The sequence below is a fragment of the Pseudomonas paraglycinae genome (assembly GCF_021601625.1).
In the GTDB taxonomy this organism is placed as follows: domain Bacteria; phylum Pseudomonadota; class Gammaproteobacteria; order Pseudomonadales; family Pseudomonadaceae; genus Aquipseudomonas; species Aquipseudomonas paraglycinae.
In genome coordinates, this window is sequence record NZ_BQHR01000013.1 from 36,336 (window position 1) to 61,781 (window position 25,446).

Sequence of the window (25,446 nt, forward strand, 5' to 3'; positions counted from 1 at the left end):
AATAAAAAACCGGTGCGAACGTTCGCACCGGTTTTTTTTCGTCGCCGGGTTACGGCTGGATGGAAGCATCGGCGCTTTGAGGTGACTTGTTTTCAGCGGGCAACCGTCGACGGCGCATCAGGCGATACGCCGCCGGTATGACAAACAGGGACAACAGCGGCGCCGTGACCATGCCGCCGACCATGGGCGCGGCAATGCGGCTCATGACTTCGCTGCCGGTGCCGCTGCCCAGCAGAATCGGCAACAGGCCGGCGATGATCACGGCCACGGTCATCGCCTTGGGGCGCACGCGTTGCACAGCGCCTTCGCGAATCGCCGCGACCAGTCCACGTTCAGAGTGGTCGCCGAGGCCTTCGCGCTCGGCCCAGGCGTTTTTCAGGTAGAGCAGCATGATCACGCCGAACTCGGCCGAAACCCCGGCCAGCGCAATGAAGCCCACACCGGTGGCGACCGACAAGTTGTAGCCCAGCAAATACAGGAACCACGCACCGCCGCTCAATGCGAACGGCAATGTGGCCATGATCAGTAGCGCCTCATCGAAGCGAGCAAACGTCAGGTAGAGCAGCACGAAGATGATCAGCAGCGTGGCAGGCACTACCAGTTTCAGCCGCGCATTGGCCCGTTCCAGAAACTCGAACTGCCCCGAATAGCTCAGACTCATACCGGGCTGCAATTTCACCTGTTCATTGACGGCGCGACGCAGATCGGCCACCACCGAAGCGATGTCCCGCCCGCGCACGTCGATGTACACCCAACCGGACGGCCGGGCATTCTCGCTCTTGAGCATCGGTGGGCCGTCCGTGACCTTGATCTTCGCCAGCATGCCGAGGGTGATCTGGCTGCCGGAAGGCGTGTAGATCGGCAATTGCTCCAGGGCGCCGGGCGAATCACGCCACTCTCGTGGATAACGGATGTTGATCGGAAACCGCGCCAGCCCTTCGATGGTTTCCCCGACGTTTTCCCCGCCAATGGCACCGGCAACGATGGATTGCACATCGCTGATGTTCAGCCCGTAGCGGCCGGCGGCGTTGCGGTCGATATCCACGTCGATGTAGCGCCCACCGGTCAGGCGCTCGGCCAGTGCCGAACTGACACCGGGCACACTTTTGGCTACCCGCTCGACGGCCTGGGTTGCGGCGTCGATCTGGGCCAGGTCGTTGCCGGCGACCTTCACGCCGATCGGGCTTTTGATCCCGGTGGCGAGCATGTCGATGCGGTTGCGGATCGGTGGAATCCAGATGTTGGTCAGGCCCGGCACGCGCACCACGCGATCCAGTTCTTCCACGAGTTTTTCCGGGGTCATGCCTGGGCGCCATTGATCGTGGGGCTTGAACTGGATCGTGGTTTCGAACATTTCCAGAGGTGCCGGGTCGGTCGCAGTTTCCGCGCGGCCGGCCTTGCCGAACACATGCTCGACTTCGGGCACGGTCTTTATCAGCCGATCGGTCTGCTGCAACAGCTGCGCGGCTTTTTGCGCCGACAAACCCGGCAAGGCCGAAGGCATATACAGCAGATCGCCCTCGTCCAGCGGTGGGAGGAATTCGCCACCAAGCCGCGAAATCGGCCAGGCCGCGCTGACGAATACCAGCAATGCCACCAGCAGAGTGAGTTTCGGCCGCCGCAACACCGCATCCAGCGCCGGCTGATAGATCCGGATTAACCAGCGGTTGAGCGGATTGTGGCGTTCATCCGGAATCCGCCCGCGAATCCAGTAGCCCATCAGCACCGGCACCAGCGTCACCGACAATCCCGCAGCTGCTGCCATGGCGTAGGTCTTGGTGAACGCCAGCGGACCGAACAGCCGCCCTTCCTGGGCCTGCAAGGTGAACACCGGAATGAACGACAGCGTGATGATCAGCAAACAGAAAAACAGCGCCGGCCCCACCTCCGCTGCCGCGTCGGTCATCACCTGCCAATGGCGCTCGCCCTTGAGCGCCTGCCCCGGATTGGCCGCGTGCCACGCTTCGATTTTCTTGTGGGCGTTCTCGATCATCACCACCGCCGCATCGACCATCGCACCAATGGCGATGGCGATCCCGCCCAACGACATGATGTTGGCGTTCAAGCCCTGATAACGCATCACGATGAAGGCGATCAGCACGCCCACCGGCAACGAAATGATCGCCACCAGCGAAGAGCGCAAATGCCAGAGGAAGATCCCGCACACCAGCGCGACGACGATGAACTCTTCGAGCAGTTTGTGGCTGAGGTTTTCCACGGCGCGATCGATCAGCTTGCTGCGATCGTAGGTGGTGACGATCTCCACGCCGGGCGGCAGGCTGCTTTTCATGTCATCGAGTTTGGCCGCGACCGCCGCAATGGTCTCGCGGGCGTTCTTGCCGCTGCGCAGGATTACCACGCCCCCGACGGTTTCGCCCTGGCCGTCCAGCTCGGTGATGCCCCGGCGCATATCCGGCCCGGTCTGAACCGTTGCGACATCGCCGAGAGTTACCGGCACCCCGCCAGCACCGAGTTTTAACGGGATCGCCCGAAAGTCATCAAGGGTTCTCAGGTAGCCCGATGCCCGTACGATGAACTCGGTTTCGGCCATTTCCAGCACCGCGCCACCGGTTTCCTGATTGGCCTTGCCGATGGCTTCGCGCACCTGCGCCAAGGTGATGCCGAGGCTGGCCAGCCGCACCGGATCGGGCTGCACCTGATACTGCTTGACCATGCCGCCGACGGTGGCGACCTCGGCGACGTTAGGCAGGGTCTTGAGCTCGAACTTGAGAAACCAGTCCTGCAACGCCCGAAGCTGCGCCAGATCATGCCCGCCGCTGCGATCCACCAGAGCGTACTGATAGATCCAGCCAACGCCGGTCGCATCCGGACCCAGCGCCGGTTTGGCGCTGACCGGCAATCGACTCTGGATCTGGCTCAGGTACTCCAGCACCCGCGAGCGCGCCCAGTATTGATCGGTACCGTCCTCGAACAGCACGTACACGAAGCTGTCACCGAAGAACGAATAACCGCGCACGGTTTTCGCCCCCGGCACCGAGAGCATGGTGGTGGTCAGCGGATAGGTCACCTGATTTTCGACAATCTGCGGCGCCTGTCCGGGATACGGCGTGCGGATGATCACCTGCACATCCGACAGATCCGGCAGCGCATCGATCGGCGTGCTCTGCACCGACCACACGCCCCAGCCCGTGACGAACAGCGTTGTCAGCAGCACCAGAAAACGATTGGCGACGGACCAGCGAATCAGCGCGGCGATCATGGCTGACTCCCCGAAACGTTCCCGCTCGTTTCAAGCGGCTCGGCGACGATGCCCTTGAGGCTGGCCTCGGAATCGAGCAGGAACTGGCCGGACGTCACGACGTTCTGCCCTTCTGCCAAGCCGTCGAGGATCACCGTTCTGCCGGCGCTTTCCTGGCCGAGCCGAACCTCCACCGGGCGATAGTGCCCCGCGTCTTCGGCGAGCATGACCAAAGCCCGCTTGCCGGTGCGGATGACGGCTTCACTCGGCACCCACAATTGACTCTGCCCGGTTGATCGACTCAGCCGCACTTGCGCCGTCATCCCCGGCCGCAAGTGGCCATCGGCATTGGCCAGCTCGACCCGGACGCGCAGGGTGCGGCTGTCTGCGTTGGTGTCCGGCAGAATCGCGCTGACCGCTCCGTTGAAAACTCTGCCGGGAAAGGCCGGCAGGCGCACTTCGACGGCCTGCCCCACGGCAACCGAACCGGTCTGCGATTCCGGCACCGCCACAGCGAGCCAGACACTGTTCAGCCCGTTGACCCGCGCCAGGGTTTCACCGCTCGCCACGGTCATGCCCGCCCGCACATCGAGTGCTTGCAGCACACCGCCCAAAGGGCTGGTGACCGTCAGTTCGGACTGCACCTTGCCGCTGCGCTCCACTTGAGCAATCAGGCTCGACGGCATCCCGGTCAGCCGCAAGCGCTGGCGCGCCGCCGCGATCAGGTCGGCATCGCCGCTGCGTCTGAGCGCCAGAAACTCGCTCTGGGCCGCCGTCCATTCCGGCACGAGGATATCGGCCAACGCCGCGCCAGCCGTCAGCACATCCCCCGGCGCTCGGGCGTAGACTCGCTCGACAAACCCATTGGTGCGCGCCTGGATCACCGCGACATCGCGCTCGTTGAACCCCAGCACACCGCTCACATCGAGGTTTGAGGTGAAGGCGCCGCGACTGACCGGCGCTACACGCAGACCGAGGTTCTGACTCAGCCCCGGATCAATGCTGACGGTCGCACTGCCCTCCCCGCCGCTGGCGTATCGGGGCACCAGTTGCATGTCCATGAAGGGTGACTTGCCCGGTTTGTCGAACTTTTGCTGCGGGTACATCGGGTCGTACCAATACAAGGCCTTGGGCTCGGTGCTCGGCGCTGGGGCTGAAGCCGGCACGCCCTTCATTCGCTGATAAGCCAATCCGTAACCGCCACCCACGCCCACCGCCAGCGCGAGGCCGGCCAGCCACACGCCGTTCCATTGTTTACGGTTCACAGGCTGGTCTCCCCATAAGCGAAATGCAGACGCGCAGCGGTCAGCGCGCGTTGTTCTTCCATGTCGATCTGTTTGAGGCGGGCCTCGATGAGTTCGCGGCGGGCGCTGACCACCGCATTCAAATCGCCCTGGCCGGCGCGATAACTGGCCAGGCTCAGATCGACTTTCTCTCTGGCCAGCGGCACCAGGCTTTCTTCGGTGCGGCGTACGGCCCGATCGAGGCGCTGGTAATCGGCCAACTGGTTTTCCAGTTGTTCGGTGTGCTCGCGGGACAGGGCCTCGCGCTCGGCTTGCAGTTGGCTGACCTCGGCCTGTCTGGCGGCGATTTTCGGGTTCTGCCGCGTCTCGGGAAACAGCGGCAGATCCCAGGAAAACTGCACGCTGACCATGTCGCCAAACTCGCGGCCCCGATGCTGGTAATCCACCTCCCAGCTCCAGTCGGACTTTTTCTCGGACACCGCCTCTTGCACCCTGGCCTGGGCTTCGCGGGTCATGGGGGCGAAAGCAGCCAGTTCGGGATGGTGTTGCAGTTGATGATTGAAGGTCGAGGCATCGACCGGCCACACGGGCAAACCGCCCTCGGGCTTGTCGTTGGCGGCGGTGCCGATCCAGCGTTTGAGCGCGGCTCGGGCCTGGGTGCGCTCGAGGGTCAGGTTGTCCTGTTGCTCGGCGAGTCGGGCCGCTTCCTGCTTAGGCGTTACCGCGTCGGCAGGTTGCGCGCGGCCACCGGCGATCTGCGCCCGGACGGTCTCGCTCAGCAGACGGTTTTCCTTGAACAAGTCCTGGAACAACGCTTCTTTGCGCTCGACCGAATAGCCGCTGATCCACGCCAGCGCCGTCGCCTGACGCACCTTCAAACGCTCGACACGGCGCTCGGCCGCCGCGCGCTCAATAGCGGCGTCGGCAACTTCGATGCGCGCCTTGCGTTTGTCTGCGTTGGGCATTTCCTGCCGGTAACCGACCATCTGCATGGTCATGAAGTCCTGATCGACGCTCCAGCGATCCGGGCCGCCCACGGGGTAGTTCTGCAAACCGAGCAACAGCTTGGGATCGGGCAACTCGCCCGCCGGAATGGCCGCGCTGCTGGCGGCCTGGATTTTCTGATCTTGTGCGGTCAGCGACGGCGCATTGTTTTCGGCCAGCCGCAGCGCTTGATCGAGTGTCAGCGCGGCGGCGAAACCCGGCCACGCGAGCACGCTTGCCGCAAGGCCGGCCACCAGAGGCCAACCCGTGCAATTGCACTTGAATGTCATGTTTACGATTCCTGTGATCGTCCACTGCGCGCGGCGAAAAACACGCGCACAGCCAAATCACTCCGCCTGGGCGGAATGAGCTTCAAGGGGAGACAGGAATCAGGTGCGGGGCGGTCGCCAGACCCCGGACGGGGCCGCTAGCGGCAGGGAATCAGTGAAGAACGAATGCGTGACAGGGCTGAATACGGTAACGGGCGGCTTGAGGATCGCGACTTGCAGCAGGCCGCCGGTCTTGCACTCCTGGCCGGGTTTGCAGGGGGAGCCATGGTCGACAGGACTCTTCATGTCCTTGCAGCAATCCATGTTCATGCCGTCCATCATCGCCATGCCCATTGTTTGCATCGGGCACGGTTCTGTCGGTGCCTGCACGCCCGCCATCCCGCTGAGGGGAAGCGCCAGGCTGATCAGGAAAACGAGACAAAACCGCAGATAGCGTTTCATGGCCGGGAGTCTAGTCGTGAAAACGGGCGCCTACAATCGGCTGCCCAGCGATCTCACCGGACACGCATTAAGCCAGGATTAGCAGCAAAAAATGATGCAGCAGGCGCCCCATCACCTAACCTCAATGTTTGTGTGATCAACCGGAATCTCCCAGTCCCATGCGTAATGCATTGAAGTCATTGATGTTCATCGCTCTGATCCTGCTTGGTTCGGGGTTGGTGGCGGTGTCGGCCGCCGACGTGTCCGGCACACCGGATGTCAGCACCGGCGCCCCGCTCCCCGGCGTCACGCAAAGCGATCTGCAAGCTCTTCAACAGCGCCTCGACGGCCTCAAGCAGCAGATCTCGTCCGCCAACAATTACAACCAGCTCGAAGGCCCGCAGGACCGGGTGCAGACGTTCATTCTGGACATCGATCGGCTATCGGCCTCGCTGTTGCCGCAGCAGGCGCAATTGACTGTGCAACTGGGCGTACTCGGTGCCGCGCCGGCCGAAGCGGTCGCTGCCGAACAAGCCGATATCGCGGCGCAACGGGCGACGCTGATCGAGCAGAAAACCAAAGTCGATACGGCGTTGAAGAACCTCGCCACCCTCAAGCAAAACGCCACGGAGCTGATCACCCAGATCGCCGGTATCCGCCGCACCTTGCTCGAAAGCGAACTGACGCTCAGCACCCACAGCATTCTGAATCCCGGCTTCTGGGCTCCCCTTGTCAATCCGTCGGCGGATGACCGCCAGCGTCTGCGCTCTTTCGTCGATCAGGTGCAACAGACCGGCGCCGAAGCCTGGCAACCGGGTCAGCGACTTTACACCGCCCTGCTGGTGGTACTGGCCTTCGTCGTCTGGACGCTGGGTCGGCGACTGGCCGACCGCTGGCTGGCGTGGGTGTGCATTCACCGCATGCCGGAGGGTCGACTGCGCCGCAGTTCGCTGGCGTTCGCCTCGGCGCTGGCGACTCTCGCGACCACCGCCATTGCCCTGCAACTGCTCTATTACGCCTGCACCCGTCACGTGCCGTTGCCGCCGATGCTGGCGACATTTTCCGAGGAGTTCGGGAAAGTGGTTTATGCCTGCGTGCTGATCACAGGGCTCAGCCGCGCGTTGCTCTCGACCGAGCACCCGTCCTGGCGACTGCCGGCGGTGGCTGACCCGGTGGCGCTCGCGCTGCATCCCTACGCGCGGATTCTCGCCGCGACGCTGCTGGTGCTGGTGACGGCGGTGCAAGTCAGCAATGCCGCCGGCATGAGCAGTCAGATCGTGCTCGCAGGCAGAGGCATCATTGCGCTGGCGGTGCTGGGTATCGTCACAACGCTGCTGATGCGCGTCGGCAGGGTGCGCAAAACACTGGCCGCAGCCGGTGACACCCAAGTGGCGGGCAACACCTTTGCCGGGGTGGTTTACACCATCGCCACCCTGGCGATGGTGCTGTCGTTCGGCGCCCTGCTCACGGGTTACGTATCGCTGGCGCGGTTCATCACCTATGAACTGGTGTGGGCGTTTATCGTGTTTTCCGGGTTTTACCTGCTGATGCAGTTGCTCAAGGACAGCTGCGAGTATTTCTTCTCACCCCGCCATTCCAGCGGCAAGGCGCTGAAACAGCTGCTGGGGGTCGGCGACCGGCGCCTCGAACAGGCCTCGACCCTGCTGGCCGGTTTCGGTCGGGCTGCGCTGTTGCTGCTGGCGGTGATCACGCTGTTCGTCGGCGGGATCGGCACCACCCTTGGCCAGCTGGCGACCAACATCGGCACGATCCTCGGCGGCGCCGGCCTGCGCAAACTGAACATCGTCCCCGGCCATTTGCTCAACGCGATGCTCGCGCTGCTGATCGGCATCTACCTGATCCGCGCCCTGCGCCGCTGGCTCGACAACGAGTTCCTGCCCAAGACCGACATGGACCCGGGCATGTGCGCCTCGCTCAGCACGCTGTTTTCCAACATCGGTTATGCGGTAGTGATCCTGCTGACGCTGTCGTCGCTGGGGGTGCAATGGACCAACCTGGCGTGGATCGTCAGCGCCCTGTCGGTGGGCATCGGCTTCGGCTTGCAGGAGATCGTGAAGAACTTCGTCTCCGGGCTGATCCTGCTCACCGAACGACCGGTCAAGGTCGGCGACCTGATCAGCATCAGCGGCGTCGAGGGCGACATCCGCCGGATCAACGTGCGCGCCACCGAGATCCAGCTCAGCGACCGCTCGATCGTGATCGTGCCCAACTCGCAACTGATCTCGCAGAACCTGCGCAACGTCACCCTCGGCGGCAGCGCCCAGGGCGTGGCGACGCTGGAGCTGATGTTCCCGCTGGACATCGACCCCGAACAGGTGCAGAACCTGCTGTTCGACACCTACAAGGAACACGAAACCATCCTCGAAAAACCGGCGCCGTTCGTGCGCTTCAGCAAACTGACGCCGGACGGGATTACGTTGACGGTGACCGGGTATGTCGCCAGCCCGAGGATTGTCGGGACGACCAAGAGTGATCTGTTGTTCGAGATTCTCAAGCGGCTGGGGGCGGCGGGGATTGAGCTGGCGAAGCCGCCGAGTACCTGAGGAAAAACCTGATGGGAATCTGTACCGCTGCGCGCCTGCCTGATCAGGCCTCAGTGGTGTCAGTCGACTCTGTAGCCACTTCAGCTTCCAGTTTCAGGCGATCCGCCTTGCTGATGTACTTCGGTTTGTTGCTCTTGGGTGCCAGTTTGGCGTTGGCCTTTCTGGATTTTTCCTTGAAGAGCTGCTGCAGTTTTTTCTGACGGTTCATGGTGATTTGGCCTGCTTGAAAGTTGTTGAATGATATCAGCGTTGGGCCTGCTTCACCCCAGCACGTCAGTGATCCAGCGCACCTGCTGCTTCAGATCCTGCACCTTTTGCTCGCATACCCCATGCCGCGCCCGAGCGAAGTGGCTCAAGGTCTGCTGCTTATGCCGCAACCGATGCTGCCACTTGCTGACAAACGCCGGACTGCGCGCCTGCAATTGCAATGGCCCGAAGAACAATTCCTCGGCGGTATACCTCACCGGCTCGCCCCGCGAGGCCACGATGATTTCGTAGTCGAAACGGTTCTCCCGCAGGACTTCCTCAACGAGGATGCGGTAACCGTTGTCCATCAGCCATTGGCGCAGAGGCTGCTCGCCGCCGTTGGGTTGCAGGATCAGGCGCTCGCGGCCGCTCAGGCGCGCCTTGCCGGCTTCGAGGATGTCGCGGATGGTTTCGCCGCCCATGCCGCACACGGTAATTGCCGTGATCCCGTCTTCCACTTCGACGGCCATCAAGCCATTGGCCAAGCGCACGGTAATCTGCTGCTCAAGATCGTTGTCGCGCACGGTGCGTTGCGCCGAACGGAATGGCGTCTCGGCCATCTCGCCCGCCACCGCCGCCGCGATCGCGCCACGGCGCATCAGGGCCACCGGCAGGTAGCCATGATCCGACCCGATATCGGCCAGCCGCGCACCGGCAGGCACGTGCGCCGCCACCCGCTCCAGGCGCATGGACAATGTCTGTTCGTTCAACCGCAACCCCTTTCACTCTGAACACTCGGCGCTGGTGGCCGGATCGGGGCGCGATTCTGGGGGGCAACGGCGGGCATTTCAAATTTATGTGACCAACCGCGATGCCTAGACCAACACCGTCAACCAAGCCGACAGCAACAACAAAAACGCCAGCCCGGCATTCATGCGCCGCAATGCCAGTGGCTCGCCAAAAAACCGAGCACTGCCCACGCCCAGCAGCGCCCACGCCGTCATGCACGGCAGGCAGACCATTAGAAAAACCGCCGACAACAGCAGCATCCGCGCGCTGTCGTCGCCGTTGCCGCCAAACACGCTCACCACCGCCACGGCCATCATCCACACCTTGGGATTAATCAATTGCAGGCCGACGGCGCCGAACACGTTGAAGCCGTCATCAGCCGCTGTTGCCGAGTCCAGCGACGGCGGCGTGCTGCGAAAGATCTGCCACGCCAGCCAGCTCAGCCAAAGCACGCCAGCCCAGGCCATCGCCTGCTGCACGCGGGGATAGCGCAGCAAGGTTTCTCCCACGCCGAGGCCGACCACCAACACCACCAGCGCCGCCGACACACACGCACCGAAGATGATCGGCACTGTTGCCGTCAGGCCACGTCGCGAACTGTGGCTCATCACCAGAATATTGGTCGGCCCCGGGGTGATCGAGGCGACGAAGGAAAACAGCAGAAAAGGCAGCAACGATTCCATGACAGGACTCCCGAATCAAAACAGGAAGTCATGGTCGCGGTTGTACGGGGTTCAGTCTGGAAGGTTTGAGCAGCGCTTGCGGTAATCCGCCGGCGTCAGGTGATAGGCACGGCGGAACCAGCGCCCGAGATGGCTTTGATCGGCGAAACCAAGGGCGCTGGCGACGGTGGCGGGTGTTTCGCCGCGCGCCAGCAACTGCCGGGCGCGGGCCAGGCGCAACTGAATCAGGTAGGCGTGTGGCGCCAGCCCGAAAGCGGCCTTGAACGCACGGGTCAGACGAAAGCGATCGACCCCGCAGGCTTGGGCTACGTCGTCCAGCCCGATGTCCTCGAAGGCATGCGCATGCAGATAATCCCGCGCCACCTGCGCCACACGTGGCAGGCGCGGATCGAACGGTTGACGCTTGCGCCAGTCGAGGTGGGACGTCAGCGAACCGAGCAAGGTGTCGATGGCGGTCTGGCGCACGATGCGCAAGTCGCCTTGATGCAGGGCGTTGAAGGCCAGATTGATGGCCGTGGACAGGCGCGAATCCTGGCTCAGGGTATCGGTGAACCCGAGCTGGCTGTTGTCCGGCGCATGCTCGAACAGCACGCGCAATTCGCGCTCCAGCCAGTGCGGGTCGAGGTAGAGCATGGAATAGGTGAAGCCCTCCTCCGTCGGCGCGTGCCCGTCGTGGATCTCCCCCGGCTCCAGCATGAAAATCTTGCCCGGCGTACTCAGATGGCGCACACGTCGGCAATGAAACTGCTGCACGCCCTGCTCGGTGACGCCCACCAGAAAGCTGTCATGCCAGTGCGGATCGTAGGCATGTCCCTGAAAGTGGGCACGAATCGACTCGATCCCGGTGTCGGCATCCTGGGACAGCTCGATCCAGTTGCGTTTGTCCACGCAAGGCTCCGAAGGCAGTGTTGGTCGTTGAGGACGTCTACGTTACCGCGACTTTGCCGATGGGTTTAGAACATTTGTGCACGTGAGCCAGGCAGACCACCCAGCAAATTTAATGAACCCTGAGTGCCACGGCCCGCCTAAGCCAGAGACCATCAGGAGGTAGCTCATGCAAATTGAAACCACGTGGATCGTACTGGCCGTCGTTCTTTTGCTCATCGAATTGTGGGCGATCAACCGGGTGCGCAAGAGTGAGGGGAAAGCCAGCAACAAAGGTGTCTGGATCGTATTGATCGTGTTTGTGCCGCTGTTCGGGCTGATCGCCTGGGCGCTGGCCGGGCCCAAGCACGTCACGCAGGCCTGAAGCCCAAGGCAAGCAGGAGCCCCGAACATTCGGGGCTTTTTGTTGGCCGCTGGTTTGTATCGCAGTGTGTACGAACGCCTCCCGGATACATGCCCGCGCATCAGCCAACGGAAACGGAAACAGCGCAGATACGTGGCCAGTCTTTAATGGGCTCCAGATTCGAAGGGTTCAGCCAGAACCCGGCCCTCGCCGATCATAAGGAGACTTGCCATGAAGCACGCACCACACGCCACCGTCACCACCGGGAAAAACCGCCGTCGCCTGCTGGGCCTGTCGATTCTCGCCACCGCGCTGCTGCAATTCGGCGCCTTCGCCCAGGCACAAACCGCAGCCCCCGAGCCGGTCAAGACCGAAGCCGCCAGCGTCAAGGCCGATCTGCCCTTCGGCCCGCTGAAACACGTGAAGGCCGGACTGCTCGACGTGGCTTACGCCGAAACCGGCCCGGCCAATGGCCCGGTGGTGATTCTGCTGCACGGCTGGCCGTACGACATTCACAGCTACGACGACGTCGCGCCGCTGCTGGCGGCCAAGGGTTATCGGGTGCTGATGCCGTATGCACGGGGTTATGGCGACACGCACTTCCTGTCCGACAAGACCGTGCGCAACGGTCAACCGGCGGCGCTGGCCAGTGACGTGATCGATTTCATGGATGCGCTGAAGATCAAGCAAGCCGTGCTCGGTGGCTACGACTGGGGCGCGCGTTCGGCGGACATCGTTTCGGCGCTGTGGCCCGAGCGGGTCAAGGCGCTGGTGTCGGTCAGCGGTTACCTGATCGGCAATCAGGCCGCCGGCAAGAACCCGCTGCCGCCCAAGGCCGAACTGCAATGGTGGTATCAGTTCTACTTCGCCACCGACCGTGGTGAGGCGGGCTACACCAAGAACACCCATGACTTCGCCAAGCTGATCTGGCAACTGGCGTCACCGAAATGGGCCTTCGACGATGCCACCTTCGACCGCAGCGCCAAGGCGTTGCAGAACCCGGATCACGTCGCGATCACCGTGTTCAACTACCGCTGGCGTCTGGGCTTGGTGCAAGGTGAAAGCCAGTACGATGCACTGGAACAGAAACTCGCCACCGCGCCGTCGATCAGCGTGCCGACCATCACCCTGGAAGGCGATGCCAACGGCGCGCCGCACCCAGCCCCCGAGGACTACGCCAAACGCTTCACCGGCAAATACCAGTTCCGCCTGATCAACGGCGGCATCGGTCACAACCTGCCGCAGGAAGACCCGAAAGCCTTCGCTCAGGCGATCATCGACGCCGATCACCTCTGAAGCGGCACGCCAGACGGCTCGTCATTTGACGAGCCGTTTTTCTTTGGATGGGCGATAACCGAAATAGGCGCTGTAGCACTTACTGAAATGGCTCGGCGAGACGAATCCGCAGGCCACCAGCACGTCCACCTGCGACAGCTCGGTGTGTTGCAGCAGACGCCGGGCCTCGGTGATGCGCAGCTCCATGTAATAACGCTGCGGCGTGGTGCCCAGTTGTTCCTTGAACAGCCGCTCCAGCTGACGTCGGGAACGCCCGGCATATACCGCCAGTTGCTCCAGTTCCAGCGGTTCCTCCAGATTGGCATCCATCAGCTTCACCACTTCACGCAACGGCGCGCTGACGCAGAGGTTCTCGGTCGGCTTGATCCGCCGGTAACGGGATTCCTCGAACGCCAGAATGTCTTCGATGCCTTCGACCAGCGCCTTGTCGTGCAGGCCCTTGATCCAGTCCAGTGCCATGTGGAACGCGCCAGACGGACTGGACGCGGTCAGCCGGTCGCGGTCGATCACGTAGGGTTCGCTGCTGACCTGGGTCGCCTTGGAAATCTCCGCCAGCGCTGGCCGATGCTCCGGGTGAATCGCACAGCGATAGCCTTCCAGCACCCCTGCCCGGCCCAGGAACCACGCGCCGTTCCACAACCCGGCCAGCATCACGCCGGCCTCGGCGGCCATTTTCAGCAGGTTGATGAATTCGTCGCTCGCCTTCAGTTCCGTGCGGTAACCGCCGCAGATCACCAGCAGGTCGAGTTCCTGTATCGCGCCGGAATCCAGTCGCGCATCCGGGCGGATCACCAGCCCCAAGTCGCTGATCACTTCGCCGTCGCTGAGGCCGAAAGTGTGCGTGGAAAACAGTCCGGGGCGCAGCAGATTGGCGGTGACAAGGGTGTCCAGCGCCTGGGTGAAGGCCGGCAGGGAAAAATGCTCCAGCAGCACAAACCCGGTGCGGGTCATGCGTCCCGGCCCGCTGGCGGGCTCGTTCAGGTAGCGAAGGTTCTTGCCTTTCATGCCACCGCTGAATTGGCGTCGTTCGATCAAGGTGGGGTCCATCGTTTCGTTGTTATGGCGCCATGCTAACCGGCGCCGCGGCAAATTACTCGCGAACGACGCAAGCACTGCAGGGAACGATCAGCCTGAACGAATTTGCCTGCGTCCCAACGTCGCAGGCACGGCACCTTGGCAAACGCCACACAAGGCTTAAAATCGCGCCTCCTCTTGCAGTCGCCCGAACGGCGCCTGCCCGCAGCCATGACAACCCTCAGGTTTGAACAGCCGGCCACTTCCACGAAGCGCGCCTGGCTCAATCGTCCTGCCCGTTCGGCGGTCGTTTGTCTTCAACACACTTCGGCTTGGCACTCGCATGCGCAGAGGCGCACGTTCCGCTGTTCGATCACTTGAGGTTTTTATGACACCGCGTTTGCTGGCCATGGCGCTGGCGCCCTTGCTCGGGCTATTCATTGTTGCCCTGGGCAACGGCTTTCTGTCTTCTTTGACCACCCTGCGCCTGGGCGCTGCCGGCGAATCGGCGACGATGATCGGCATCGTGTCCTCGGCCTATTTCATCGGCCTGACCCTGGGCGCGATCTTCAACGACCGGCTGATCCTGCGCATCGGCCACATCCGCGCCTACAGCAGCTTCGCCTCGCTGATCGCCGCGACCATCCTGCTGCAAGGACTGTTTTATGACACCTGGGGCTGGGTCGTGCTGCGCCTGATCAACGGCTGGGCCACGGTCGGCGTGTTTCTGGTGATCGAGAGCTGGCTGCTGCTGGCCGGTGACGCGAAAATTCGCGGCCGTCTGCTGGCGCTGTACATGATCGTCCTCTACGGCGCCGGCGTGCTGGGTCAGGCGTTTTTGGGGAAAATCACCGGGCTGGGCGACACGGCGCCGTTCATGGTTGCCGGCATGCTCGCGACCTTGTCGGTGCTGCCGATCGTGATCCTGCCGCGCGTATCGCCGCTGCTGGAACAGGTCGAACCGCTCAAACCACGGGCCTTGCTGGGCGTATCGCCCACCGGACTGGTCGGCTGCTTCGGCTCCGGCGTGACCATCGCGGCGATCTACACCCTGCTGCCGCTGTACCTGCAACGCATCGGCCTGAACGTCGGCGAAGTCGGCAGCATGATGGCCTGGACGATCCTCGGCGCGATGCTGCTGCAATACCCGGTCGGGCGCTGGTCCGACCGCAAGGATCGCCTGCAAGTGCTGACCGTGCTGTGCGCCGCGTGCACCGTGTTGTCGCTGGTGATCGTGCTGGTGCCGCTGTCCTCGGCCATGCTCGCTGCGATGTTGTTCCTGCTGGGCGGTGGCGTGTTCGCGCTGTACCCGGTGGCGGTCAGCCATGCGGCCGACCGTGCGCCGGTGGAAACCCTGGTACCGATGATTCAGGGCATGCTGCTGATTAATTCGCTGGGCTCGGCGATGAGCCCGCTGCTGATCTCGCCGGCGATGAACGCTCACGGTGAAACCGGCCTGTTCTGGGCCTTCGCGCTGGTCAACCTGGCCATGGTGACGTTCTTCTTCTGGCGTCGCGGCAAGCGTCCGGTGCCGGCCAACCCGGCGCCATTTGCGGCGGCAGCGACCTTCTCGCCAACTGGCGCCGAGCTGCGGGTGACCGAGGATCTGCGTCAGGCGGCGCAGGACCATCCGCCGATGGTCGATGCGTTGAGCGGCGAAGCGGCGCCGCCAACAGGATCGCGCTACGAAGCCAGTTGAGTTTCTGGCGGGCATAAAAAAACCGGTGACTTTCGTCACCGGTTTTTTATTGCCTCTGAATCAGTGCGGCGCGCGCGGGATCGTTTTCATCAGATCCTCAGGGCTGATATGCCCCACCACACTGCCCGGCTGCGGCAGATTCAGGATGTGGCCCTTCATCTTGCCGATCACGTGCATCTCGCACGGTTTGCAGTCGAACTTCAGGGTCAGCACTTCATCGCCGTGAATCAGCTGCATCGGCGCGACTTTGGTTTTCACGCCGGTCACGCCTTTGGCCTGTTTCGGGCACAGGTTGAAGGAGAACCGCAGGCAGTGCTTGGTGATCATCACCGGCACTTCGCCCGCCTCTTCGTGGGCCTCGTAAGCCGCATCGATCAGCTTCACGCCGTGACGGTGGTAGAAGTCGCGGGCCTTCTGGTTGTAGACGTTGGCCAGGAACGACAGGTGCGCTTCCGGGTACACCGGCGGTGGCGTGGTCTCGGCCTTGCGCGAACCGCGCGGGTGAGCGGCAACGCGGGCGGCGGTCAGCGCTTCAATCACTTCACGGCGCAACGACTTGAGCTGCGAGTTCGGGATGAAGAACGCTTGCGGCGCATCCAGCTTGATCGAGGTCGCGTGGTACTCGGTGGTGCCGAGCTGGCCGAGCAGGTCATGCAAGGTCTCCAGCGCCTGTTCCGGTTTGTTGGCAACGCCGAACGGGCCGTCCAGCGCGACGCTGGCGCTGATGCCCTCTTCGCTGGTCACGGTCAGTTCCAGACGTTCTTCACGCAGTTTCGCCAGCCAGCTCACGCCGATACGACGCTCGGCGGAGGTCTTGAGCAAGGCCTGCTGCCAGTTGTGGTCGAGGTTGCGGTTCAGCGGGTGGTTCGGGCGCAGCTTGTACAGGCCTTCCGGCATTTCGTTCGGCTCGACGCGGTAGCGATAGCGCTTCTCGCCCTCTTCCTCGAACTCGCCCTTGGCTTCGGCGATGTTGGCGCGGAACCCCACCACTTCGCGCTTGACCAGCACGTTGAGGCCGTCGCCGTTCGACAGCGGCTCGTGGGTGATGACCTGCATGTCACGCTTGCCGACTTTCTCGACCGTGCCCACCGCCAGACCGGTGAAGGTCGGCGAATCGAACGCACCGATGTCGATCTTGCGCTCGCTGACGAAGTAGTCGGTGCTGCCACGGTGGAAGGTCTTTTCCGGGTCCGGCATGAAGAAATGCGCGGTGCGGCCGCTGGAGGCGCGGGCCAGGTCCGGACGGTCGTTGAGCACGTCGTCGAGACGCTGGCGGTAATAGGCGGTGATGTTCTTCACATAGCCCATGTCCTTGTAGCGACCTTCGATCTTGAACGAACGCACACCGGCCTCGACCAACGCGCGGATGTTGGCGCTCTGGTTGTTGTCCTTCATCGACAGCAGGTGTTTTTCGTAGGCGATCACGCCACCCTTTTCGTCTTTCAGGGTGTACGGCAGACGGCAGGCCTGGGAGCAGTCGCCCCGGTTGGCGCTGCGCCCGGTCTGCGCGTGGGAAATGTTGCACTGACCGGAAAACGCCACGCACAACGCGCCGTGGATGAAGAACTCGATGGCGGCATCGGTTTCATCGGCGATTGCGCGGATTTCCTTGAGGTTCAGTTCACGGGCCAGTACCAGTTGCGAGAAACCGGCCTGATCGAGGAACTTCGCCCGCTCAAGAGTGCGGATGTCGGTCTGGGTGCTGGCGTGCAGCTCGATGGGTGGAATGTCCAGCTCCATCACGCCCAGGTCCTGGACGATCAGCGCATCGACGCCGGCGTCGTACAACTGATGGATCAGCTTGCGCGCCGGCTCGAGTTCGTTGTCGTGCAGGATGGTGTTGATGGTGGTGAAAATGCGCGCGTGGTAGCGACGGGCAAATTCCACCAGTTCGGCAATTTCGCTCACCTCGTTGCAGGCGTTATGGCGCGCACCGAAGCTCGGGCCGCCGATGTACACCGCGTCGGCGCCATGCAGAATGGCCTCGCGGGCGATGGCCACGTCACGGGCGGGGCTGAGCAGTTCCAGGTGATGTTTGGGCAAGGACATATGTTTTTTTAGTCAGGCTGTCACGGTCGAGGCGCGCATTGTAGCCGCGAAACGCGTGGGCGGCACGCCTGTGCTGCCGGGTGGCAGCTGCCAACTACCGCGATCCCTGCCAGATCGTTCCCACGCTCCGCGTGGGAATGCAGCCCGGGACGCTCCGCGTCCCTTCCAGAGCTGGAACGCGGAGCGTCCCTTGAGGCATTCCCACGCGGACGGTTCGACGCCTCGACGTGGGAACGATCATTACGGGGTCAAGCCTTCGCAGCCATCGCAGTCACTTCCACCTTCATCCCTTCAACCGCCAGCGCCGCCACGCCGACCGCTGCACGCACCGGCCATGGCTTGGCGAAGAAGCGCTTGTACACCTCGTTGAACGCAGCACGATCAGCCATGTCGGTCAGGTAAATGGTCAGGTGCAGCACGCGGTCCATCGAGCTGCCGGCCTTTTCCAGCGCGACTTTCAACGCCTGCAATGTGCATTCGCTTTGCGCGGTGACGTCGCCCAGTTCCAGGCTGCCGTCGGCACGGGTCGGAATCTGGGTCGACATCAAGATGCCGTTGAATTCGGTGACGTCCGAAGAGATCGAGTCTGCATCCGGATCCGGGGTGTAGGTGATGTCTTGGTTGGCCATGGGAAAGTCCTTCGCTGGCAGTGAGGACGGCGCCATCGCGCGCCGTTTCGGGCGGCCAGTTTACAGACACACTCGCTGGTTGGGAGACCAGACATCGAGTGTCAGCCGTGCGCCAGTATCCGCCGCAGCTCCAGCGCATTGCCGATTGCCGCGCCGCTGGCGGTATTGTCGAAGATGCACCACGTTTCAACGCCATCGACAGCCGCCACCCGCAAATCGCCGGCGAGCGCTTCCAGATACACCGAGTCATAGGGGCTGTAATAAATGCGCGGCGAACCGTGCAGCCGCCAATAACGCACGTTGGGCCAGCCGTGCGGAGCCGCATCAGTGCTGATTCGCGAGGGATCGACCACCGCTTGCGCGATGCGATACGCCATCAACAACAGTTCGGCGGCGGCCCAGGACTCGTGACGCGGTTCAAGCACCACAGCCCCGGAATAACGCTGGCGCAACTCGACGAAAAAGGCCTCAGCAAGCGCTTCGTCGAACGCCAGCGACGGCGGTAGTTGCAGCAGCAAACAACCCAGGCGATCGCCCAGCCCCGAGCACTGCTCAAGAAATGCGTCGAGCTCACGCTCACAGTCCCGCAGGCGCCGCTCATGGCTGATCAACTTGGGCATTTTCACGCAAAAGCGAAATCCGTCCGGCACCGATTCGGCCCATCGGGCGTAGGTTTGGCGTTGGTGCGGACCGTAGAAAGAACTGTTGATTTCCACGCCATTGAGTTGTGCGGCATAGCGTTGCAGGTGGGGGCCCTGCTCCGGGAATGACGGCCAGTATTCGCGGGGCAGGCTCCAACCCGCGCAGCCGATGAAGATCGCCGACGCACTCAAAACAGCACCTTGCCCGCTTCGCGCATGAAGATCTCCACGGTTTTCGGGCCGATGCCGTCGAAGGCTTGCAAACGTTTTTCGAAGTCCTGGCGGTCGGTGCTCGCCTCGACCATGTTCATTACCCGCCCGGCATATTCTTTATTCAGTTTGGCAGCCAGCGCGAGCAGGCGCTCGGCGGTGGTTTCGTCGTAACGCACGTAATGCGCCTCGCCGAGCATCCGCACCAGTTCGCGGTGGGTGCAATGGCCGAGTTTGCGCGGCGTATCGCGCTGGTGTCGTTCAACGATCACTCGATAGGCTTCGGCGGCAATCTCGGCCTGGATTCGTTTGCCCATCAGGAAACTGGCGAGCAGCCATTTGAACAAGGCTGATTCGTTCAGCGGATGCAGGTCGATGTGCAAGTCTTGGGCGTTGATGGTTTTGGTCATGCAGCTTTTGAGCGAGGGGCGGCGTGATGAGTGCGGGGCTGGCGACGAATGGTTTTGGAGCTTAAAGCGTCAGGTTTCTCCTCGTCGGGCGATGATCGATAAACAGGTTTGAATCACGCCGTTTAAAGACATGTCGGAATGCGTCCGGATGCCTACAAATCCTTGCGCCAGAGCCTACCGCTGCGCCAGAATCCGCCGGCTTGTGCGCCTTGGGGTCGGCCGGTAACTTGGATCGGGTCACTGATTTGCAGTGATCGGGTTTAGTAGCCCGTTGGTATTTGAAGAGTGCACAAGTGTCTGTCAGTCAGGTATTCCCATACCTGTATTTGATGGTGGCTGTGCGTAGGGTGCCCCCGGGCACGCCGGCTTTCTTCTTTTCCCCGGTCTACTAACCTGCGCACAGCTGCCACCACCCCTGTTTAGTAGCTCGGGTCTGGCGGCTTCAAAACAGGAAAAGAATGGATATGTTCAAAGTCACGCCGAATCCTCCGGTCTCCGAACCGGCCAGCATCACCGACCCAACTTCCCCCTACGAATGCCCTGATTCCAAGAGATTCAACGAAGCCGCCAACCGCGCCCTCGACTACCACCTCGGCCCAATATCAGCCCACATGATGGCCGCGCCCTACTACCCCAACCGCCTCTACCAGGCCAACCCGGCCAGCAACACCGAATCCCTGCTCGCCGACGCCGTCGAAACCCTGGGCTCGGCCAACGTCATGCTCAACATCTTCGTCGACCTCCTCGAAGGCCCCCACCGAAAAACCGCGCAGGGCATCGCGCAAATCGTGATGCTGGCGGAACTGGCGGTGAATCAGGTACTGGATAACGTTGTGCCGACGGAATAAAACCCTTGGCGGCAGGTCTCTCCTGCCGCCCCTGCATCAGTCGATCAATCCCCGCCACTGGATATCCCCCCAATCCCAATTATGCTCAAAGTACCCCCGCCCTCCCGCGCGGGGCGGTGATTCTGTGCACGCTCCACGAAATACCTGAACCGGCATCCGCCACAGGCCTTGGGTACGCGACGTTGATGAAGTGCTCCGGCCTACAAAAACAAGCACGACGGAGAACACCCATGGCAGTACTCGACAGCATGTCCACAGGCAGTGCCCCGCACCACAGCGTCAGCCGGGAGGAGCGCAAGGTCATCTTTGCGTCGTCGCTCGGCACGGTGTTCGAGTGGTACGACTTCTACCTCTACGGCTCCCTGGCGGCGATCATCGCCAAGCACTTCTTTGCCGGGGTGAACGAGACCACGGCGTTTATCTTCGCCCTGCTCGCCTTTGCCGCCGGTTTTGCGGTGCGCCCGTTCGGGGCAATTGTGTTTGGGCGACTGGGTGACATGATCGGGCGCAAGCACACGTTTCTGATCACGATCGTGATCATGGGTGTATCGACGGCGATTGTCGGATTCCTGCCCGGTTACGCGACCATCGGAGTCGCGGCGCCGATCATTCTGATTACCCTGCGCCTGCTGCAGGGCCTGGCGCTGGGCGGCGAATACGGCGGCGCGGCGACGTATGTGGCCGAGCATGCGCCGAAGGGCAAACGCGGTTATTTCACGTCATGGATTCAGACCACCGCGACCCTGGGCCTGTTTATGTCGTTGCTGGTGATCCTCGCCTGCCGTACTGCGCTGGGTACCGAAGCGTTCGAGGCCTGGGGCTGGCGGATTCCGTTCCTGCTGTCGATCCTGCTGCTGGCGGTCTCGGTGTACATCCGGCTGCAACTGAACGAGTCGCCGGTGTTCAAGAAAATGAAGGAAGAAGGCAAGTCGTCGAAAGCCCCGCTGACCGAATCCTTCGCCCGTTGGGACAACCTGAAAATCGTGATCATGGCCCTGCTCGGCGGCACCGCAGGCCAGGCGGTGGTCTGGTACACCGGGCAGTTCTACGCGCTGTTTTTCCTGCTGCAAACCCTGAAAATCGACCCGCAGACCGCCAATCTTTTGATCGCCGGTTCGCTGCTGATCGGCACGCCGTTCTTCGTGATTTTCGGCAGCCTGTCCGACCGCATCGGGCGCAAGGGCATCATCATGGCCGGGTGCATTCTGGCGGCGGTGACCTACTTCCCGATCTTCCATGCGCTGACTCAGTACGGTAACCCCGACGTATTCGTCGCCCAAGAGAAGAACCCGGTCAAAGTGATCGCCAACCCCGACCAGTGCTCGTTCCAGTTCGATCCGGTGGGCAAGGCCAAATTCACCAGCTCGTGCGATCTGGCGAAAACCATCCTCGCCAAACGGGCGATCCCGTATGAAAACGTGGTGGCGGAACCGGGCACCGTGGCTCAGGTGCGCATCGGCGACAAGGTCATCGAAAGCTTCGAAGGCACGACCCTGCCGGCCGCCGACTTCAAGACCCGTAACGACGCGTTCACTGCCAGCCTCGGCGCCGCGCTGAAAGAAGCCGGTTACCCGGAAAAAGCCGACCCGGCCAAAACCAATTACCCGATGGTCTTGCTGCTGCTGACCATCCTCGTGATCTACGTGACCATGGTCTACGGCCCGATTGCCGCATGGCTGGTCGAGCTGTTCCCGGCGCGCATCCGCTACACCTCGATGTCGCTGCCGTACCACATCGGCAACGGCTGGTTCGGCGGGTTCCTGCCGACCGTGGCGTTTGCGATGGTTGCGGCCACGGGGGATATCTACTACGGCTTGTGGTACCCGATCGTGATTGCGGTGATGACGGCGATTCTGGGGATCTTCTTCATGCCGGAGACCAAGGATCGGGACATTCATCACACCTGACCCAACTCCGTTCGATGCTGTGCGTGGCGTTCACGCACAGCATCGAGCGTTGTCACATCGGCGTCATTCTCCCTTGGTAACGTCGTCGCGCCTCTTTGCCCCGACTGCCAAGGTGACCTTCCCGGTGTACTCAAGTCCGACGCGCCAGACCATCATCCTGCGATCCGACAACATGGCCAGTGACGACTTCGGCGCCCTGTTCTCGCGAATGTTCGGCAACCGTTATGGCGACACACCACCGCTGCCCAAAGACATCATCATTGGCGGCGTTTACGGGCGGTACGAAGGCGTGAGTTTCCGGCGCATGCATTACCGGGGCGATTTCACCGTCGCCTTCCCCGAGCCGTTCGATGAAATCACTTTCGTCATTCCCACTGCCGGCAAGATCGTGTTCAACCATGAATCCGTGGGGCTGAGCGATGTGGGGCTGGCCATCGACAAGGCTGACCTGCGTTCGATGCGTTTTATCGACAATCATGCCCAGCACGGCATGTCGATCAGCCGTGCGGCGCTCACCGAACGGCTGTCGACCCTGCTGGGCAAACCGATCGTGCACAAGCTGCATTTCGAGCCGAGGGTGGATCTGAACAGCCCGGCGTTTCAGGGCATTCGTGCGCTGATCGATCTGGCCACCGGTGCGGAATTCGATCTGCTGTTGAACGCTGGCTCGCTGATGCCGTCACGGCTGCGGGAGATGCTGGTGGACGCGGTATTGGAGGCCTGGCCACACAACTTCAGCCAGGCCTTGCGCCGTCCAGAGGCATTGATTGCGCCCAGGCATGTGCGGCAGGCGATCGATTACATTCAGGCGCATCCCGAGATTCAGGTCAGTGGCACGGATCTGGCGCGGCTGGCCAACGTCAGCCTGCGCGCATTGCAGGAAGGGTTTCGACGGTTTGCCGGGATGTCGATTGTCGGGTATCAGCGGCAGGTGCGTCTGGAGCGCGCTTACGAAACGTTGCGTCAGGGCGTTTCGCCGTCGGTGACTGAGGTGGCGCTGCGATTGGGCTTCAGCAATGTCGGCCGGTTCAGCCAGTATTTCCAGAATGCCTACGGCGTGAGCCCGGCCGAGGTGCGAAAAGGACTGCGCTGAGGCAGTCCTTTTTCTTCACCCTCAGTTGATCAGAACTGATAACTGGCCTTGAGACCGCCGCTGAAACCGTGGCTGTTGCCCCCACTACTGGCACCGACCTCGGCGCCAAGGCTCAGAGCACCGAGGCTGGCCATCAGGTTGACGCCGCCGCTGAACTGATCGCGGTTGTCGAACGCCGCGCGCTGCTCGATATCCAGCCCCAGCAGGTGCCCTTCGCTGTCGACCTGATGATCGCCGAGCACATGCTCGTAACCGACCCGCACGCCCGGCACCAGTTGCCACGCGCCCATCGGCATCGGGGCGAACGAGACGTCGAGATTGGCCACCGCACTGCGGCGGGTTTCTTGAATGTCATCCACATTGAGCGCCAATTCGCTGCCCTTCTCCTGGAAGCCCGACAGGTCCAGACGACTGACGCGCACGCCGAGGCTCGGCTCCAGAATCACAGTATTCAGCGGCATGCGATAACCCAGCGCCAGCGTCGCGCCGCTGAGATTACCGCGGGTGTCGCCCTTCGCCGAGCCGAGGCCGCCGCCGAGGTCGCGTTTGCTGTCGTAGTCGACGTAACCGGCGCTGAGGTTGGAATCGACAAACAGGCCACGTTCCAGACTGGTGAAGCCATAACGCGCGCCAAGGTCGAGGAAGGTGAAATCGGTGTCAGCCTCCCCACCTGCGCCGCCCACCGAGCCTTTGCTGTAACCGATGCCGCCGCGAGCGCTGAATTGTTCGGAAAAACGCTGGGTGACGCCAACCATCAGCCCCTGGCTGTGTTCATTGCTGCTTTGCGCATGGGCCGAACCGTCGGTGCCGAGGTAACCGGCGAGCGCGGTGCTCCACAAGCGGTACTGGCCGACCTTGAGGTCAGTGCCGCTGGCGAACGGCGCGGCGGCCTGCTCGATCATTGCGTTTTGACGCAGCAGGTAACTCGCCGCATCGGCGTGCACCTGACCGCCGACCGTGGACTCGACACCGCCGAGGGTGCCGGCGTCGATGGCCGATTGCAGGTAGTAGTTGTAGGCGCTGTAGGTGCCCGAGAGTTTACTGTTCTGCAACTCCCGCAACAGTTGCGCACCGGCGGCAGCGTTGCCGATAAGCCCGACCTGACCCGGCAGGCTGTTGTACTCGACCATTTTGCCGCGCAGTACATAGATGGTTTCCTGGGACAGACCCAGCCCCTGTTTGAGGTAGTTGTCCATGCTGCCGTATTGCGCGGTCACCTGATCCAGACCCGCTTGCAGGTAACTGGCCTCGACGCCCAGCAGCGGCGCGTAGATCGCGGCCATGCTCGGCGGCATCATCGCCAGGGTCTTGGCCACCCGTGCAGCGGTGTAGTCGTTGGTCGCCAGGTAATTGCTCATGATCGTGGCGTTATCCACGCCGGCGATGCTCAACAGAACGGCAGCGGTCCAGCCGGTGCGGTCCTTGCCGGCGGTGCAATGGAACAGCGCGGCGCCGTCGACACCGGCCAGTTCATTGAACAGCGCACCGAACTGACCACGCATGCCGGCATCGCTGACGAACGCACGGTTGGTTTCCTGCATCATCGCAATCGCATCGGCTGCGCTTTTGAACGACACGGTGGTGATGTTCGCGCCGGAGGTGGTGCTGCCGATGATGTCGATGTTCTGGTAGGTCGCACCGCTTGGCATCGTGTCCGGCGTGCTGGCAATTTCGCTGGGCGTGCGCAGGTCGTACACCGACTTGATCCCCAGACCGTTGAGGGTCGCCAGATCCGCCGCCGTCGGCGTCAGGGCATTGGAACGGTAAAACACCCCGGCGCGCATCGTGCCGTCGTGGGTCGTGGAATAGGCGGTTGTGGTGCCGGCGATATCCCGAAAATTGTCGATGCCCGCCAGACGCGGGGTATCGAGATCGGCGGCTTGGGCGGCAGCAATGGACAGACTCAGCACGGACAGCGAACACACAAGACGTTGAAACACGGGGCAGCCTCACTGGAAACAGGTTGGGCTGCCCACTATCTGCATTGAAATGTGACGGAATATGACAATTGCGCGAGGGCCGGAAATAGCGGCGCGATCTGTCCGTTTGCCGCGTTTTCTGTC

The 25,446-nt window shown here is 62.5% G+C and carries 21 protein-coding genes; 7 read left to right on the top strand and 14 right to left on the bottom strand.

The genetic code is table 11. The features are described from left to right. Positions 1-49 precede the first annotated feature (49 nt). The 4 genes from L6D82_RS19670 to L6D82_RS19685 all read right to left on the bottom strand — a co-directional run bounded on the left by L6D82_RS19670 (position 50) and on the right by L6D82_RS19685 (position 6,158). Entirely contained in the window at positions 50-3,220 is a 3,171-nt protein-coding gene (locus L6D82_RS19670; RefSeq protein WP_236191148.1) for an efflux RND transporter permease subunit, read from the bottom strand. Then, a complete protein-coding gene (locus L6D82_RS19675; RefSeq protein ID WP_102718795.1) occupies positions 3,217-4,464 on the bottom strand; it encodes an efflux RND transporter periplasmic adaptor subunit in 1,248 nt (415 codons plus the stop codon). The genes L6D82_RS19670 and L6D82_RS19675 overlap by 4 nt, the downstream gene beginning before the upstream one ends. Continuing rightward, a complete protein-coding gene (locus L6D82_RS19680) occupies positions 4,461-5,717 on the bottom strand; it encodes a TolC family protein (RefSeq protein ID WP_129972606.1) in 1,257 nt (418 codons plus the stop codon). The genes L6D82_RS19675 and L6D82_RS19680 overlap by 4 nt, the downstream gene beginning before the upstream one ends. A gap of 99 nt (positions 5,718-5,816) precedes the next feature. After that, positions 5,817-6,158: a hypothetical protein gene (locus tag L6D82_RS19685; RefSeq protein WP_236191150.1), complete on the bottom strand. Its 342-nt coding sequence runs from the start codon at positions 6,156-6,158 to the stop codon at positions 5,817-5,819. A gap of 158 nt (positions 6,159-6,316) precedes the next feature. Between L6D82_RS19685 and L6D82_RS19690 the strand changes: the two genes are divergently transcribed. Continuing rightward, positions 6,317-8,701: a DUF3772 domain-containing protein gene (locus L6D82_RS19690; protein ID WP_236191152.1), complete on the top strand. Its 2,385-nt coding sequence runs from the start codon at positions 6,317-6,319 to the stop codon at positions 8,699-8,701. Between the two features lie 43 nt (positions 8,702-8,744). Here the strand turns inward: L6D82_RS19690 and L6D82_RS19695 are convergent, their stop codons facing one another. The 4 genes from L6D82_RS19695 to L6D82_RS19710 form a co-directional block, all read right to left on the bottom strand. Next, positions 8,745-8,909 (bottom strand): DUF2986 domain-containing protein, encoded by a 165-nt coding sequence (locus L6D82_RS19695; RefSeq protein WP_102718798.1) that lies wholly within the window; start codon positions 8,907-8,909, stop codon positions 8,745-8,747. A 52-nt stretch (positions 8,910-8,961) separates the two neighbouring features. After that, a complete protein-coding gene (locus tag L6D82_RS19700; protein WP_309295559.1) occupies positions 8,962-9,657 on the bottom strand; it encodes a tRNA (adenine(22)-N(1))-methyltransferase in 696 nt (231 codons plus the stop codon). A 105-nt stretch (positions 9,658-9,762) separates the two neighbouring features. After that, positions 9,763-10,359 (bottom strand): LysE family translocator, encoded by a 597-nt coding sequence (locus tag L6D82_RS19705; protein WP_085747449.1) that lies wholly within the window; start codon positions 10,357-10,359, stop codon positions 9,763-9,765. 51 nt (positions 10,360-10,410) lie between these two features. After that, complete coding sequence (locus tag L6D82_RS19710; RefSeq protein ID WP_236191154.1) at positions 10,411-11,247, bottom strand: AraC family transcriptional regulator; 837 nt, start codon at positions 11,245-11,247, stop codon at positions 10,411-10,413. Positions 11,248-11,413: 166 nt separating this feature from the next. On the opposite strand from L6D82_RS19710, the gene L6D82_RS19715 reads away from it, so the two are divergent. Together L6D82_RS19715 and L6D82_RS19720 are read left to right on the top strand one after the other, a co-directional pair. Beyond that, on the top strand, positions 11,414-11,608 hold the full coding sequence (locus tag L6D82_RS19715) for a PLDc N-terminal domain-containing protein (RefSeq protein WP_041475233.1): 195 nt from the start codon (positions 11,414-11,416) through the stop codon (positions 11,606-11,608). A 210-nt stretch (positions 11,609-11,818) separates the two neighbouring features. Then, positions 11,819-12,883, top strand: a complete 1,065-nt coding sequence (locus L6D82_RS19720; protein ID WP_236191155.1) for an alpha/beta fold hydrolase — start codon at positions 11,819-11,821, stop codon at positions 12,881-12,883. A gap of 21 nt (positions 12,884-12,904) precedes the next feature. Here L6D82_RS19720 and L6D82_RS19725 read toward each other — a convergent pair whose 3' ends face one another. Next, positions 12,905-13,930, bottom strand: coding sequence for a GlxA family transcriptional regulator (locus L6D82_RS19725; RefSeq protein ID WP_236191156.1), 1,026 nt, complete (start codon positions 13,928-13,930; stop codon positions 12,905-12,907). 355 nt (positions 13,931-14,285) lie between these two features. Here L6D82_RS19725 and L6D82_RS19730 point away from each other — a divergent pair, with 355 nt between their 5' ends. Continuing rightward, a complete protein-coding gene (locus L6D82_RS19730; protein WP_236191157.1) occupies positions 14,286-15,596 on the top strand; it encodes an MFS transporter in 1,311 nt (436 codons plus the stop codon). 60 nt (positions 15,597-15,656) lie between these two features. Here the strand turns inward: L6D82_RS19730 and L6D82_RS19735 are convergent, their stop codons facing one another. The 4 genes from L6D82_RS19735 to L6D82_RS19750 form a co-directional block, all read right to left on the bottom strand. Continuing rightward, positions 15,657-17,645 carry a peptidase U32 family protein gene (locus tag L6D82_RS19735; RefSeq protein WP_114882511.1) on the bottom strand — a complete coding sequence of 663 codons (1,989 nt, stop codon included), beginning with the start codon at positions 17,643-17,645 and terminating at the stop codon, positions 15,657-15,659. A gap of 248 nt (positions 17,646-17,893) precedes the next feature. Beyond that, entirely contained in the window at positions 17,894-18,274 is a 381-nt protein-coding gene (locus L6D82_RS19740) for a RidA family protein (protein WP_065261325.1), read from the bottom strand. A 101-nt stretch (positions 18,275-18,375) separates the two neighbouring features. Beyond that, complete coding sequence (locus tag L6D82_RS19745; protein WP_236191158.1) at positions 18,376-19,107, bottom strand: DUF72 domain-containing protein; 732 nt, start codon at positions 19,105-19,107, stop codon at positions 18,376-18,378. Then, the gene (locus L6D82_RS19750) at positions 19,104-19,535 is read right to left on the bottom strand and encodes an HhH-GDP family DNA glycosylase (RefSeq protein WP_236191159.1); all 432 of its coding nucleotides are present in this window, start codon (positions 19,533-19,535) and stop codon (positions 19,104-19,106) included. The genes L6D82_RS19745 and L6D82_RS19750 overlap by 4 nt, the downstream gene beginning before the upstream one ends. A 464-nt stretch (positions 19,536-19,999) precedes the next feature. Between L6D82_RS19750 and L6D82_RS19755 the strand changes: the two genes are divergently transcribed. The 3 genes from L6D82_RS19755 (at position 20,000) to L6D82_RS19765 (ending at position 23,383) form a co-directional block, all read left to right on the top strand. Beyond that, positions 20,000-20,383: a DUF6124 family protein gene (locus tag L6D82_RS19755; RefSeq protein ID WP_236191334.1), complete on the top strand. Its 384-nt coding sequence runs from the start codon at positions 20,000-20,002 to the stop codon at positions 20,381-20,383. Between the two features lie 230 nt (positions 20,384-20,613). Next, positions 20,614-22,290: an MFS transporter gene (locus tag L6D82_RS19760; RefSeq protein ID WP_085611854.1), complete on the top strand. Its 1,677-nt coding sequence runs from the start codon at positions 20,614-20,616 to the stop codon at positions 22,288-22,290. A 124-nt stretch (positions 22,291-22,414) separates the two neighbouring features. Beyond that, positions 22,415-23,383 (top strand): helix-turn-helix transcriptional regulator, encoded by a 969-nt coding sequence (locus tag L6D82_RS19765; RefSeq protein WP_236191160.1) that lies wholly within the window; start codon positions 22,415-22,417, stop codon positions 23,381-23,383. Positions 23,384-23,412: 29 nt separating this feature from the next. On the opposite strand, the gene L6D82_RS19770 is transcribed toward L6D82_RS19765, so the two are convergent. Beyond that, the gene (locus L6D82_RS19770) at positions 23,413-25,323 is read right to left on the bottom strand and encodes a tyrosine-protein phosphatase (protein ID WP_236191161.1); all 1,911 of its coding nucleotides are present in this window, start codon (positions 25,321-25,323) and stop codon (positions 23,413-23,415) included. Between the last annotated feature and the right edge of the window lie 123 nt (positions 25,324-25,446).